Raw genomic sequence first — 12,762 nt, forward strand, 5'->3', positions numbered from 1 at the left:
GATGGATTCCGTGAAAGACAACGCAGGCCGGGTCGCCGGCAAGAAGGTTCTGATCACCGGTGCTGCGCGCGGCATGGGCCGCAGCCATGCGGTGCGCCTGGCCGAAGAGGGCGCCGATCTGCTACTCATCGACATCTGTGCCACGCCGGACGGCCTGGAGTACCCACTGTCGGTCGAGGACGACCTTGATCAGACTGCCAAACTCGTTGGTGCACTGGGACGATCGGTCGTGACGAAAGTTGTCGACGTACGCGACGCCGACGGCATGAAGGCAGCGGTGGATGCCGGCGCGGCCGAGTTGGGCGGCCTCGATGCCGCGGTTGCCAACGCTGCCGTGCTGACCGTGGGCACCTGGGACTGCACCACGGCTGAGCAGTGGCGCTTGGTGGTGGACACCAACCTGATCGGGACGTGGAACACCTGCGCCGCGGCGATCCCGCATCTGATTGCGGCCGGCGGCGGCAGCCTGGTGAACATCAGCTCAGCGGCCGGCATCAAGGGCAGCCCGCTGACCACCCCATACACCGCGGCCAAGCACGGCGTGGTGGGCATGAGTAACGCGCTGGCCAATGAGCTTGCCGCCCAAAGCATTCGAGTCAATACCGTGCACCCCACCGGGGTGGCCACCGGCATGGCCCCACCGTCCATCCATACGCTGCTCGCCGAGCAACGCCCCGATCTGGGACTGATCTACATGAACGCCCTACCGGTACTGATGACCGAGGCCGCGGACATCAGCAACGCCGTGCTGTTCCTGATCTCCGACGAGGCCCGGCACATCACCGGACTGCAGATGAAAGTGGATGCCGGGGTGACCATTCGATGAGCCGTCACGAACGCGGGCTGGCCGAATTCGCCTCGGTGATGACGGTCGCCCCGCCCGATGACGCCAGCCCGGCGATCGCCTCCGGGTTGATCGACTTCGTCTTCGCCGAAATCTGGACTCGGCCGGGCCTGAGCCGGCGCGACCGCCGCTTCATCACCCTGGCGTGCGTGGCCGCTGCCGACGCGGTGCCGCCCTTGGAGCAGCACGTGTATGCGGCACTGAACAGCGGCGACGTCTCTCTGGTCGAAATGCGTGAAGCCGTACTGCATTTCGCGGTATACGCAGGGTGGCCCAAGGCATCGATGTTCAACATGACGGTCGATGCCCAGTGGGCACGCATCATGGTCGAGCGCGGTGAACCGGTCTCCTCGCCCCAGCCATTGCTACCGCTGGTCACCCCGTCTGATCCCGAGGAACGGTTGGTCGGCGGAGAGGAGGCGTTCCGCGACATCAACTGCATTCCGTTCGCGCCCACCCGCGATGACCCGTACACCGGCGCGGGCATCTTGAACTTCGTGTTCGGCGAAATGTGGCTGCGGCCCGGTTTGGGTATGCGGGAACGGCGACTGATCACCGTGGCCTGCGTGGCATTTCAGGATGCGCAATACCCCATCATGTCCCACGTGTACGCGGCTTTGAAGAGTGGCGACCTGTCATTCGACGAGATGGACGAGCTGGCACTGCATTTCGCGGCCTACTACGGCTGGCCGAAGGGCGCCTACCTGAGCCAGGTGATCGGCGAGCAAAAACAACGGGTGCTGGACGAGGCAGCAGGCTAGGCCGAGATCCTCGGCCAGCCGATGGCCTGTTCGAGCTCGTAGGCCAGTTCCAAAAGCAGTGCCTCTTGCCCGGCTGCTGCCCCGAACATCATGCCGACCGGCAGTCCCTCGGCCGACTGGGCCAGCGGCAGCGAGATTGCCGGTGTCCCACTGGCATTCTGCAACGGCGTGAAGCCCACCCAGTCGATCAGCCGGGACATGATCTGGTCATAATCGGCGGTCGGGTCCAGATGTCCGACCTTCGGGGTGGCGTGGGCCAGCGTCGGGGTCAGCACGACGTCGTAGTCTCGGGCAAGCCGCGCGGGAATCCGCCGAGACGCCGACAACCGCGCGATGGCCACCGGCAGGCGATGCAGGTTATGCGAAGCCACCCGGTCGAGGCCCAGCGTCAGATTGTCCAACTTGTTGCGGTCGAAGGTCGGACCGAAGTTGCGCTTCCCAGCTCTCACCAGGGCAAATGCCAGAAATGCCCAGTAGAGCACGAAGTCGTCACGAAATCTCTGGGGCACCGGGTTGCCGATGGTGCTGACGTGGTGACCCAGACCTTCCAGCTGGGCGGCGACCGCCAGCGTCAGTTCCCGCATCTCTCGGCTCGCGTCATGCCCAATTGAACTGGTGCACACCGCAATCCGCAGCCGCCGCGCGACAGGACCGGTGACGTCGCCGATGGCTTGCAGCTTCGGGTTGCGATAGACCTTCTCGGCTTCCCGATAGAACGCAGCCGTGTCGCGGACGCTGCGGGTCAGTACACCGTTGACGACGATCTGCAGCGGCATGGTGGATTCGCGGTCCACGGGCAGCCGTCCCCGCGTTGGCTTGAGACCCACCAATCCGTTGCAGGCGGCCGGGATCCGGATGGAACCACCGCCGTCGTTGGCGTGCGCTATGGGCACCGCCCCCGCTGCGACGAACGCACCAGAGCCCGACGACGAAGCACCCGCGGTGACCGTCGGGTCCCACGGATTGCGCACCGGGCCCAGCCGGGGATGCTCCGCCGAGGCACTGAAGCCGAATTCGGACAATTGCGTCTTGCCCAGTGGCACCAATCCTGTTGCCAGAAACAGCCGGGCGAATTCGCCGTTCGCAGGCATGGGCCGCGGTACCCAGGCGTCGGTGCCCTGCATGGTGGGCCAGCCGGCCACCGCGACGTTGTCTTTGATGAAAGTCGGTACCCCGTCAAAGAATCCGCCGAACCGCCGGCGTCCCTGAGTCCGCTTCGTGGCGTACTCGAATGCCTCGTATGCCAAGCCGTTCAGCTCGGGCTGAGCCTTCTCGGTACGGGCGATGGCGGCCTGCACCAATTCCGCCGCCGAAACCTCACCCGCCCTTAGGGATTCAACCAATCCGACTGCGTCGAGGTCTCCGAGGGCGTCATCGCCGAACGTGCTGATGCGTGGCATACCACGACGTTAACAGCATCAGAAACTGGCGTGCGGGCCCCGGCCTTGGTCAACCGACCGGTCGCGCCTCAAGAAAAGTAAAACCCCGCGCACCCGGGATCGCCGGATTGTGCGCGGGGTTTTTCTTTGAGCGGTTGGTGCGCCACTCAAGCTTTTACTGCTGGCCGACCTCGAAGCGAACGAAGCGGGTCACGGTGACACCGGCCTCGTCCAGCAGAGCCTTCACGGTCTTCTTGTTGTCGGACACCGACGGCTGGTCCAGCAGCACGACGTCCTTGTAGAAGCCTGTGACGCGGCCTTCGACGATCTTCGGCAGAGCCTGCTCGGGCTTGCCCTCTTCCTTGGCGGTCTCCTCGGCGATACGACGCTCGTTGGCGACGATGTCCTCGGGCACGTCCTCGCGGGTGAGGTACTTGGCCTTCAGTGCAGCGATCTGCAGGGCCACCGCGTGTGCGGCTTCCTCCGAAGAACCGGTGTACTCGACCAGCACACCCACGGCCGGCGGCAGATCCGCGGCACGCTTGTGCAGGTAGGTCTCCACGGTGCCATCGAAGAAGGCGACCCGGCGCAGCTCGAGCTTCTCGCCGATCTTCGCGGACAGGTCCGCAACCAGCTGCTCGACGGTGGTGCCGCCGACCTTGGCGGCCTTGAGAGCCTCCACGTCGCTGGCCTTGGCCTCGACGGCCGCGGTGAGGATCTGATCAGCGAGAGCCTGGAATTCGGCGTTCTTGGCGACGAAGTCGGTCTCGGAGTTCAGCTCGATCAGCGCGCCGCCCTTGGCGGCAACCAGGCCCTCGGCGGTAGCGCGCTCAGCGCGCTTGCCGACGTCCTTGGCGCCCTTGATGCGCAGCACCTCGACGGCCTTGTCGAAGTCGCCGTCAGTCTCAACCAGTGCGTTCTTGCAATCGAGCATGCCGGAGCCGGTGAGCTCCCGCAGTCGCTTTACGTCAGCAGCGGTGTAGTTAGCCATCTCAGCTTTCCGTGGTGGTGGATTCGGTGGACTCGGCGTCAGTACCGGCGGTCGCCCCCGCGAGCAGCTCCTGCTCCCACTCGGCCAGCGGCTCGGCGCCATCGGCCTCAGTCTTGGCGCCCGAGCGGGCCTGCAGGCCCTCGGCCACCGCAGAGGCAACGACCTTGGTCAGCAGGGCGGCGCTACGGATGGCGTCGTCGTTACCCGGGATCGGGTAGTTGACCTGGTCGGGATCGCAGTTGGTGTCCAGGATCGCGATGACCGGGATACCCAGCTTGATGGCTTCGTTGACAGCCAGGTGCTCCTTGTTGGTGTCGACGACCCAGATCGCCGAAGGCACCTTGGCCATGTCGCGGATACCGCCGAGGCTGCGCTCGAGCTTGTTCTTCTCACGCGTGAGCATGAGGATTTCCTTCTTGGTGCGACCCTCGAAGCCGCCGGTCTGCTCCATGGCCTCGAGTTCCTTGAGGCGCTGCAGACGCTTGTGCACGGTGGAGAAGTTGGTGAGCATGCCGCCCAGCCAGCGCTGGTTGACATACGGCATGCCGACGCGGGTGGCCTCTTCTGCGATGGACTCCTGCGCCTGCTTCTTGGTGCCGACGAACAGCACGGTTCCACCGTGAGCGACGGTCTCCTTGACGAATTCGTACGCCTTGTCGATGTACGTCAGCGTCTGCTGCAGATCGATGATGTAGATGCCATTGCGGTCGGTGAAGATGAACCGCTTCATCTTGGGGTTCCAGCGTCGGGTCTGATGCCCGAAGTGAGCGCCGCTGTCCAGCAGCTGCTTCATGGTCACAACAGCCATGAGCTCATTCCTTTATGTTGTCGGTTGTCGTCCGGTATCGGGTGATCCCGGACCCTGGCGTCTGTTGCGTACCGAACCCATCTCTGGGACCGATCGGCATGCGAATGCGACCCCGTTTCCGGAGCCACGTACAGGCGCGCGAAGTCAACCCGCGAATACGGATTGCGTCGGTTAGTTTACACGGTTCGCGGGGGTGGTTTGTCCACAGCGCCCCGGTAATCCCCAGATCGGGGTTTTGCGGGTTTCCCGCGTCGCGACGATGCGCTGAACTGGGACGATGCGCAAACTACCGGTGCTGGTGCTGATCGCCGCACTGGTGTTCCCAGACGCACCCGCGGCGGCGGCCGACGGCCGGCTGGACTGGCCGATGCGCCCACGACCGGCCGTGGTTCGGCTCTTCGACGGCCCTGAACTCAAGTGGCAGCGTGGGCATCGCGGCGTTGACCTGGCCGGAACACCTGGTCAGACGGTGCATGCCGCGGCGTTCGGCACCGTGGTGTTCGCTGGTGAACTGGCCGGTCGACCGGTGGTGTCGGTAGCTCACCCCGGCGGGCTGCGCACCAGCTACGAACCGGTGCGTGCCGCGGTCCGCACCGGCACGGTCGTCGCGGCCGGATCGACGCTGGGCTCGCTGTTGGCCGGCCACCCGGGCTGCGCTGAGGCGGCCTGCTTGCACTGGGGCGCCATGTGGGGCGCGGCCTCGCGGGCCGACTACATCGATCCACTCGGACTGCTGGCGGAAACCCCGATCCGCCTCAAGCCGTATTAGCCGTCGAACGTTGGCACTCGGGCTGACGCGGGTCAAGCCCGCGGGTGCGCCTGATCGTGCACGGCCCGCAGCCGGGCGACGGTCACGTGGGTGTACAGCTGGGTGGTCGCCAGCGACGAGTGGCCAAGAAGCTCCTGCACCACACGAAGATCGGCGCCGCCCTCGAGCAGATGCGTTGCAGCACTGTGCCGCAGGCCGTGTGGGCCGATATCGGGCGCCCCGTCGACCGCCGCAACGGTCTGGTGCACGACGGTGCGGGCCTGCCGCGGATCGAGTCGGCGGCCCCGAGCGCCGATCAACAACGCCGGACCCGACGTGGCAACGGCCAGCTCCGGGCGGCCTGAAGTCAGCCACGCCTGCAGCGCGTCCAAAGCCGGCTCCCCGAACGGCACCGTGCGCTGTTTGTTGCCCTTGCCCAGCACTCGCAGCACCCGGCGGCTCAGGTCGACATCGTCAATGTCCAGTCCGCACAGCTCGCTGACACGAATTCCGGTGGCGTACAACATCTCGACGATCAACCGGTCCCGTAACGCCATCGGATCACCTTGTTCTGCACCGGATATCGCAGCACCCAACGCGTCAGCGGCCTGGTCCTGGCGCAGTACCGCGGGCAGGGTGCGCCTGGCTTTGGGCGTCTGCAACCGCACCGCCGGGTCGACGTCCAGTAATCCGCGGCGCAGCGCCCATGCCGTGAACGTCTTGACCGCCGACGTGCGTCGGGACAACGTGGTGCGCGCAGTGCCGTGCCCGGCTTGTTCGGCCAGCCAGGACCGCAGCATCGGCAGGCTCAGGTCGGACAGCGCGGTCTCGGGCCCCATGAACTCCCCGAGCGACCGCAGGTCGCCGAGGTATGCCCGGCGGGTGTGGGCCGAACGACCGCATTCGAGTTCGAGGTACTGATCGAACTCATCGAGGACGCCCTGGTGCACTCCCTTACGTTGGCAGAAATCGCACCCGCAGACCGGAGTGCCCCGCCGTCGGTGGCCGAGCTGTTACCGAGCCTCGACCCGGCGCAGCGTGTCCGGTGTCAGCTCAGCCAGGGACCGGTAGCCGTCGACGGCCATGATCAGGTCCGCCTCGGCCAGCAGGGAGCGCACCACGTGCACGACTCCGGCGGTCCCGGCCAGCGCCATCGCGTACGCATATGGCCGCCCCACACCGACGGCGGTGGCGCCCAGCGCCAGCGCCTTGACGACGTCGGCTCCGCTGCGCACGCCTGAGTCGAACAGCACCGGCATGCCCTCGACGGCCTCGACCACGCCGGGCAGGCAGTCGATCGCCGGAATGCCGCCGTTGGCCTGCCGGCCACCGTGATTGGAGCAGTAGATGCCGTCTACCCCGACATCGCGGGCGCGCCGCGCATCGTCAGGGTGACAGATGCCCTTCACCAGTAGTGGCAGCTTGGTCAGCGTTCGCAGCCAAACGAGGTCATCCCAGGTCAGCGAGTTACCAAAGTCCTGCACCCACTGCATCACCACGCCCTGCGGGTTCTGCTCCGGCGGAGCGGCCAGCTTGGCCCGGAACACCGGGTCACTGGTGTAGTTGGCCAGGCAGTTGCCGCGCAGCTGCGGGAAGTTGGAAGCGGCCAGGTCGCGCGGCCGCCAGCCGGGCACCCAAGTGTCCAGGGTGACGACGATGCCGCGGTAGCCGGCGGCCTCCGCACGCGCGATGAAGCTGGCCGCCAAGTCGCGGTCCTTGGGCGTGTACAGCTGGAAAAACCCTGGGGTGTCACCGAATTCGGCTGCCACGTCCTCCAAAGGGTCGGTGGTCAGCGTCGACACCATCATCGGCACACCGGTTTGGGCCGCGGCCCGCGCGGCATGCAGATCACCGCGACCGTCGCGCGCGCAGATACCCATCACACCGATGGGCGCCAGGAACAGTGGCGTGGGCAGTTTCATGCCGAACAGGTCGACCGACAAGTCCCGTTCGGTTGCGCCGACCAGCATCCGCGGCATCAGACCCCAGCGCTCGAAGGCGGTCACGTTGACCCGCTGGGTGCGTTCGTCACCAGCACCCCCGGCCACATAGGACCACACCGACGGCGCCATGGCGGCTTTGGCGCGCTGCTCGAGTTCTTCGAACGCCATGGGCAGCGTGGGGATGATGCCGCCCAGGCCCTGCAGGTAAATCTCCAGTTGGTAGTCGCCGTAAGCCATAACCCTATTTTCTGTGGTTGACCTGCGGTTTTGCGGGTCATATGGGAACATCATACAGCCGCATAACGGTCTGCGGTAGGATACCGTTGTGCGAAACGATTTGCCGGATTTGGCTGGTCTGCTGCCGTCGTGGCAGCTCGCGATGCGGGCGGCCCGCAAATCCCCGAAAACGATCAAGTCGTACAGCGAAGGCGTGCAGGTGTTCCTGCGCTGGTGCGAGAACACCGGCACCGTCCCGGTGCTGTCCGGCCCGGCGGTGCAGGCGTTCATCGCGGACCTGCTCGACGCCGGCGCGGCGGCGGCGACCGCCCTGTCCCGGCAGAAGGCACTGCGCCTCTATGGGCAGTGGCTGGTCGATGAAGGGGAACTGACCACCAACCCGGTGAAGGGGTTGCCCACCCCGAAACAGGATCTGCAGCTGACTGAGGCGCTGACCGATCATCAACTCAAGATGATGCTGAAGGCGTGCGCGGGCCGGACCCTGCGGGACCGCCGCGACGAGGCGATGCTGCGGCTGATGACCGAAACCGGTATCCGCGCCGGGGAACTCGTCGCCCTCACCGTGGCTGATGTGAACCTGGGCGGCGGTGTGGCGATCATCCGCCGCGGGAAAGGCGGCAAGGGCCGCACCGTGCCGTTCGGGCCGCAGACCGCCGCCGCGCTGGACCGGTACCTGCGGGCCCGGCGGGCGCACACCCGCACCGAGTCCGGTGCGTTGTGGGTCAGCGCCCGCGGTGGTACTGCGCTCACCTTCTCCGGGCTGGACAAGGCGCTGCGCGTCCGCGCGACGATCGCCGGGGTGGACGGGTTCCATCTACACCTGCTGCGGCATACGGCCGCGACCCGCTGGCTCCGCAAGGGCGGCTCCGAACAGGGGTTGATGGCCGTCGCCGGCTGGTCGTCCCGGGCGATGCTGGACCGCTACACCGGCGCGTCCGCGTCGGAGCGGGCCGCCGCGGAGGCCGCCACCCTGAACCTGGGCGACCTGTAACCGTCCGCGCGCGGACAGCGACACACCGGCCATAGCGTTGCCGCCCCGGCTGCCGCTATGTAAAGTCGAATCACGTTGTGCTGCACCACGGCACCGCACAATCCCATCCCACGAAAAGGAACACCCCGGCCGCCGGCCCGGGTGTCTTTCCTCCGTGGAATTGAGATGGACATGGCCGACACCGGCCCGTTGAACTCCCGCCGCGCTGCCCACCACAGTTGGGCGAAAACCGTCGACAGGACGGCAAGGACCGCCCCCGCCCGGGAAGCGTTCCGGAAGAAGTTTCTCGATCAGGTCGATCCGGACGGGCTGATGAGTCCCGCCGATCGGGAGAAGGCCGCGGAGAGCGCCCGCAAGGCGTTCTTCCTGGACCTGTCGAAGAAGTCGCAGGCGGCCCGGGAAGCCCGGAAAGCCGAAGCCGCGAAACCGGGTGTGGCGGCCCGCCGGCTGGCGCGGGAAGCCGCCGCCGCGCAAGCCGCCGCCGAAGCCGCCGCCACGGTCGCTGCGGAAGCGGCCCGGAAAGCTGCTGTGGCTCTGGCTGCCGCGACGGGTGCCGCTGTCGCCGCGCAGGAGGCACCCGACGACGACGGCGGGCAGGAGCACTGCCCGCGGTGCGGGGCACCGATACCGCCCGACTACCACCCGTTCGACGTCTGCCAGTGCGACACCGATCGGGATGGCACATGAGAACGCCCCCGGGCGGAACCATCCGGGGGCGGTATCACGGCGACGAGCCAGGGCTGACTCTACGGCCCACCCCCGACATCCGGCGGCGGTGATGCCTGTGAGTGTCATCCGGCCCCAGTTCCTGCAAGTGCTGCTCGACGACATCGCGCGGGTCGGTGAATCCGCGGCGTGTGTGCTGGCGCTGCTGCGGTACGTCACCGACGTCGACGACGAATACAACGGGCGGATACGGGACGACGACGGCGTGATGTGGTGGCGCGCGTCGTACACCGACATCGCGGCGTCGCTGGGCGACTCCGCCAAGCGGTACTCGGTGCGCCGGACGCTCGAGAAACTCGAGTCCGCCGACGAGGTGAAGAGTTGGCACCCCTACTCGGTCGACGGCGACCAGACGAAGGCGTACCGGATACCGCCTGAGCAGCCAATGTGCGAAATCGCCAGGGGGGGTGGCGAAATCGCAACAGCTCTGAACGGCCAAGTTGCGAAATCGCCAGGGGGGGTGGCGAAATCGCCAGGGGGGGTGGCGAAATCGCCAGGGGGGGTGGCGAAATCGCAACGGGGGGGTGGCGAAATCGCCAGGGGGGGTGGCGAAATCGCAATCTCCTATATTGAAGAAGAAATAGAAGAAAGAGAAGAAAGAGAAGAACAAGGAGAAAGAGAAGAAAGCGATCGTTACGTAAGTAACGCACGCGCGCGCGAGCATCTCAACAACTCCTCAGCCACACCCCAACAACCCGAGGCCAGCGGCGGGGAATGCCACACCATCGTGGAACTAGCCCGGTATCTGGTCCGGGACGGGGTGGACATCACCGCCGACGCGCTCGTCGAAACCGCCCGCGCTCTCAACTGGGGAGTCGACAACCAACCACTCGACAACCAACCACTCGACAGCGCCACCGCGGACACCTGGATGCGCAACCTCGAACACGACGGGGTAGCCGTCGCCCACACCGCACCCGGCGGCTGGACCATCTGGACTCTCACCGAGGCCGCCGGATGAGCACCCACCGCCGCACCGATCGGATGGGCCGCCCGTCGATGAGCCTGTCCGCGCTCACCGGCCGCGCCGACACGCCACCGCCGCCGCCGCCACCCGACCGGCAGGACTGGAACCTGACACCCATCCCGACCGTGTACGCCGGGATCGAGTTCCGGTCCCGCCTCGAAGCCCGCTGGGCGTGTTTCTTCGACCAGCTGGGCTGGCGCTGGACCTACGAACCGTTCGACGGCACCGGCTACATCCCCGACTTCCTGCTGCACCACGACCCTCCGCACCTCGCCGAAGTCAAACCGGCGGTCACCGAAGCCGACTACCGCGCCGCCATCGGCAAAATCACTACCGGCCTCGCCGGCCACTGGACCGGCCCCGTGCTGATCCTGGGCGTCGACCCGTTCCCGGCCTGGGACCAGCACACCACCCCGATGGGTCTGCTCGGCACCGGCGGCAACTTCACCGTCCACTACTGGACCGACAACACCGACGCAGCCCGCGCCGCCTGGGCGCACGCCTGCAACACCACGAAATGGCGGCGACCATGACCGGCCCGGGCCACAGCCCCAAACCTGCCGTGCTGGGTTACCGGTTGGTGTTGGCGACGTTGTCCGCCGATCACGATGCGTTCGATACCGCGATGGACGAGTTGTGGTGCGTCGGCTGCACCCGCGACGTGGTCGCCGCGCTGGTGTCCGCCCTGTCCGGCGCGTTGGTGTTGCTGGCTGACAACAAGCCGCCGCTGCCGCCCGCCACCGCCGCCGAATGCCGCCAGCGGGCCGCCGCGGACGTCGAATCAGCGTTGGCGATGCTGCTCGACCCGGACAGCCCGCCATGTTGACCGGCGACATCTGCGCGGTGTGTGTATCCCACCGCACCGATTCGGCCGCCACCGGAAAACCTGGACGGCCGGACGGCCCCACCGAGACCACGGCGGCGACCGACCGCCGGGAAGGACAACCATGACCGACAACGATGAGCTGTTCCCTGTCGACGACCAGGCCGACAGCGAGCTGCAACGGAAGCTGACCGAAGAGTCCGAGCTGCTCATGGAGAAAGTCCGCGCCGCGCACACCGCGCTGCGGGAGTACGACCGCGAGTGGGAACACGCCCGTCAGCCGCTGGCCGATACCCTGACCGCGGCGTGCGACGCGGTCGATGAATGCGTCGGCAGGCTGCACGAGGTAGAAGACCGGCGCGGTGTGCGCGGCGTCCCGTTGACGCCCGAGCAGTTGGTGGCATTCGCCGAGAAGATGGCCCGATGACCTATGTGGTGACACTGCCCGACAACACCGCCGTGACGGTCGACGCGGACGCGTTCAGCGTCGACGACGGCTGCCTGACGTTTTTCGCTGCCACCGCCGAACCGGCCGGCGGTGAGGTGCGTGCCCGGTCCCCGGTCGTGGCGATCGCGCGGGGTGCCTGGCGGATGCTGCGCACCGTGGACGCCGAGGTGCACGTCACCGCGCCCGGCGCGGAACCGCCGCCACCGAGACTCATCCCAGCGACCCGGCCACCGGAACGCACCGGCTGGTAGCCACACCGGCGGTGTCCGCGCGCGGACAGAGTCGATACTGGGCCTCGTGACGGTTGCACCTGCGGTGACGTGTGCGCGGTGCGGCGGCGTGTTCCGGCCGGCGCGGCGCCCGGCCCGGTTCTGCTCCGGCCGGTGCCGCACGTGGGCGTGGCGGCACCGGCCGCCGCTGCATTGGGCGGTGGTCACGTGGACCGGTGCGCAGCAGCACGCGCAATGGACGTATCACCGCAGCCGTGAGCTCGCTGTCGCTGCCGCACCCGACGATGTGCCTTACAGCGTGGTGCACCTGCACCGGCCGCGGTCCGCGGTGCCGCTCGCCGAGATCGACAGGCAACTCGACCACGCCGCCCGCCGCAGCCACCACGTGGACGACGCTGCCCCGACGCAACGCGCCGACGACCGCCGCCGCCTGCTCCCGCGCTTCATAGTCACGCCGAAGAGCTTCCGGGGATTTCCCCGGAACCTCTTGCTTCGGGTGGTTCTCGCCGTACTTCTTGCCTGCTTCTCGTTGGCGTTGTTTGGCGGCGGCGGCGTATGCCGGTTCGATAGCTTGAGGGGAAATCCCCTCAACCAATTCATCCTGGTCAGCGCCTGTTTTCCAGCGACCGCCGCCGCCGCCTGGTCCCGCGCCTGCGGCTGAGGAGAAACTTGTGGGGAAATCCCCACAAGTTTCTCCGGCGCGCGGCTGCCACCCACGACCGTCCGCGCGCGGACACCCCAGAATGTCGACCAACGCGGCCGTCACCGGAGCTACGCTTAACCCTGACGTAGCGGCCTCACGGTGCAGCAACAGCACACACAGGCCGCGTTGGTGCCGGGACGACCGAACCACCGTCAATCACCAG

General features: G+C 67.1%; 16 protein-coding genes. 11 read left to right on the plus strand and 5 right to left on the minus strand.

What is annotated here, in order from left to right; all coding sequences use genetic code 11:
* The first annotated feature begins 10 nt into the window (after nt 1–10).
* Together M2432_RS13115 and M2432_RS13120 are read left to right on the plus strand one after the other, a co-directional pair.
* On the plus strand, nt 11–826 hold the full coding sequence (locus tag M2432_RS13115) for a mycofactocin-coupled SDR family oxidoreductase (protein ID WP_280827244.1): 816 nt from the start codon (nt 11–13) through the stop codon (nt 824–826).
* Entirely contained in the window at nt 823–1,605 is a 783-nt protein-coding gene (locus tag M2432_RS13120; protein ID WP_280827245.1) for a carboxymuconolactone decarboxylase family protein, read from the plus strand. Before M2432_RS13115 ends, M2432_RS13120 begins: the two co-directional genes overlap by 4 nt.
* Here the strand turns inward: M2432_RS13120 and M2432_RS13125 are convergent.
* The 3 genes from M2432_RS13125 to rpsB all read right to left on the minus strand — a co-directional run bounded on the left by M2432_RS13125 (nt 1,602) and on the right by rpsB (nt 4,783).
* Nucleotides 1,602–3,005: an amidase gene (locus M2432_RS13125; RefSeq protein WP_280827246.1), complete on the minus strand. Its 1,404-nt coding sequence runs from the start codon at nt 3,003–3,005 to the stop codon at nt 1,602–1,604. The two genes, M2432_RS13120 and M2432_RS13125, sit on opposite strands and share 4 nt — an antisense overlap.
* Nucleotides 3,006–3,159: 154 nt before the next feature.
* Nucleotides 3,160–3,975 (minus strand): translation elongation factor Ts, encoded by an 816-nt coding sequence (tsf, locus tag M2432_RS13130; protein WP_280827247.1) that lies wholly within the window; start codon nt 3,973–3,975, stop codon nt 3,160–3,162.
* 1 nt (nt 3,976) lies between these two features.
* The gene (gene rpsB / locus M2432_RS13135) at nt 3,977–4,783 is read right to left on the minus strand and encodes a 30S ribosomal protein S2 (RefSeq protein WP_280827248.1); all 807 of its coding nucleotides are present in this window, start codon (nt 4,781–4,783) and stop codon (nt 3,977–3,979) included.
* Between the two features lie 277 nt (nt 4,784–5,060).
* Here rpsB and M2432_RS13140 point away from each other — a divergent pair, with 277 nt between their 5' ends.
* Entirely contained in the window at nt 5,061–5,552 is a 492-nt protein-coding gene (locus tag M2432_RS13140; RefSeq protein WP_280827249.1) for a M23 family metallopeptidase, read from the plus strand.
* A 32-nt stretch (nt 5,553–5,584) separates the two neighbouring features.
* Here M2432_RS13140 and M2432_RS13145 read toward each other — a convergent pair whose 3' ends face one another.
* Together M2432_RS13145 and M2432_RS13150 are read right to left on the minus strand one after the other, a co-directional pair.
* Entirely contained in the window at nt 5,585–6,481 is an 897-nt protein-coding gene (locus M2432_RS13145) for a tyrosine recombinase XerC (protein ID WP_280827250.1), read from the minus strand.
* Between the two features lie 63 nt (nt 6,482–6,544).
* Nucleotides 6,545–7,711, minus strand: coding sequence for a lactate 2-monooxygenase (locus M2432_RS13150; protein WP_280827251.1), 1,167 nt, complete (start codon nt 7,709–7,711; stop codon nt 6,545–6,547).
* 88 nt (nt 7,712–7,799) lie between these two features.
* Between M2432_RS13150 and M2432_RS13155 the strand changes: the two genes are divergently transcribed.
* The 8 genes from M2432_RS13155 (at nt 7,800) to M2432_RS13190 (ending at nt 12,557) form a co-directional block, all read left to right on the plus strand.
* The gene (locus M2432_RS13155; RefSeq protein WP_280827252.1) at nt 7,800–8,702 is read left to right on the plus strand and encodes a tyrosine-type recombinase/integrase; all 903 of its coding nucleotides are present in this window, start codon (nt 7,800–7,802) and stop codon (nt 8,700–8,702) included.
* Nucleotides 8,703–8,873: 171 nt separating this feature from the next.
* Complete coding sequence (locus M2432_RS13160; RefSeq protein WP_280827253.1) at nt 8,874–9,389, plus strand: hypothetical protein; 516 nt, start codon at nt 8,874–8,876, stop codon at nt 9,387–9,389.
* Nucleotides 9,390–9,486: 97 nt separating this feature from the next.
* Nucleotides 9,487–10,389 (plus strand): hypothetical protein, encoded by a 903-nt coding sequence (locus M2432_RS13165; RefSeq protein ID WP_280827254.1) that lies wholly within the window; start codon nt 9,487–9,489, stop codon nt 10,387–10,389.
* Entirely contained in the window at nt 10,386–10,928 is a 543-nt protein-coding gene (locus M2432_RS13170) for a hypothetical protein (protein WP_280827255.1), read from the plus strand. The genes M2432_RS13165 and M2432_RS13170 overlap by 4 nt, the downstream gene beginning before the upstream one ends.
* Entirely contained in the window at nt 10,925–11,221 is a 297-nt protein-coding gene (locus M2432_RS13175) for a hypothetical protein (protein WP_280827256.1), read from the plus strand. Before M2432_RS13170 ends, M2432_RS13175 begins: the two co-directional genes overlap by 4 nt.
* A gap of 121 nt (nt 11,222–11,342) precedes the next feature.
* Nucleotides 11,343–11,645, plus strand: a complete 303-nt coding sequence (locus M2432_RS13180; RefSeq protein ID WP_280827257.1) for a hypothetical protein — start codon at nt 11,343–11,345, stop codon at nt 11,643–11,645.
* Nucleotides 11,642–11,917: a hypothetical protein gene (locus M2432_RS13185; RefSeq protein WP_280827258.1), complete on the plus strand. Its 276-nt coding sequence runs from the start codon at nt 11,642–11,644 to the stop codon at nt 11,915–11,917. The genes M2432_RS13180 and M2432_RS13185 overlap by 4 nt, the downstream gene beginning before the upstream one ends.
* Before the next feature lie 46 nt (nt 11,918–11,963).
* Nucleotides 11,964–12,557, plus strand: a complete 594-nt coding sequence (locus M2432_RS13190; RefSeq protein ID WP_280827259.1) for a hypothetical protein — start codon at nt 11,964–11,966, stop codon at nt 12,555–12,557.
* Nucleotides 12,558–12,762 lie beyond the last annotated feature (205 nt).

Source organism: Mycobacterium sp. OTB74, assembly GCF_029892685.1.
GTDB lineage: Bacteria > Actinomycetota > Actinomycetes > Mycobacteriales > Mycobacteriaceae > Mycobacterium.

What these genes read in the sequence shown, in the direction of transcription:
- M2432_RS13120 (WP_280827245.1), top strand. Translation starts at nt 823, where the DNA reads ATGAGCCGTCACGAACGCGGGCTGGCCGAATTCGCCTCGGTGATGACG.
- M2432_RS13125 (WP_280827246.1), bottom strand. Translation starts at nt 3,005, where the DNA reads ATGCCACGCATCAGCACGTTCGGCGATGACGCCCTCGGAGACCTCGAC.
- tsf (WP_280827247.1), bottom strand. Translation starts at nt 3,975, where the DNA reads ATGGCTAACTACACCGCTGCTGACGTAAAGCGACTGCGGGAGCTCACC.
- rpsB (WP_280827248.1), bottom strand. Translation starts at nt 4,783, where the DNA reads ATGGCTGTTGTGACCATGAAGCAGCTGCTGGACAGCGGCGCTCACTTC.
- M2432_RS13140 (WP_280827249.1), top strand. Translation starts at nt 5,061, where the DNA reads ATGCGCAAACTACCGGTGCTGGTGCTGATCGCCGCACTGGTGTTCCCA.
- M2432_RS13150 (WP_280827251.1), bottom strand. Translation starts at nt 7,711, where the DNA reads ATGGCTTACGGCGACTACCAACTGGAGATTTACCTGCAGGGCCTGGGC.
- M2432_RS13160 (WP_280827253.1), top strand. Translation starts at nt 8,874, where the DNA reads ATGGCCGACACCGGCCCGTTGAACTCCCGCCGCGCTGCCCACCACAGT.
- M2432_RS13170 (WP_280827255.1), top strand. Translation starts at nt 10,386, where the DNA reads ATGAGCACCCACCGCCGCACCGATCGGATGGGCCGCCCGTCGATGAGC.
- M2432_RS13175 (WP_280827256.1), top strand. Translation starts at nt 10,925, where the DNA reads ATGACCGGCCCGGGCCACAGCCCCAAACCTGCCGTGCTGGGTTACCGG.
- M2432_RS13180 (WP_280827257.1), top strand. Translation starts at nt 11,343, where the DNA reads ATGACCGACAACGATGAGCTGTTCCCTGTCGACGACCAGGCCGACAGC.
- M2432_RS13185 (WP_280827258.1), top strand. Translation starts at nt 11,642, where the DNA reads ATGACCTATGTGGTGACACTGCCCGACAACACCGCCGTGACGGTCGAC.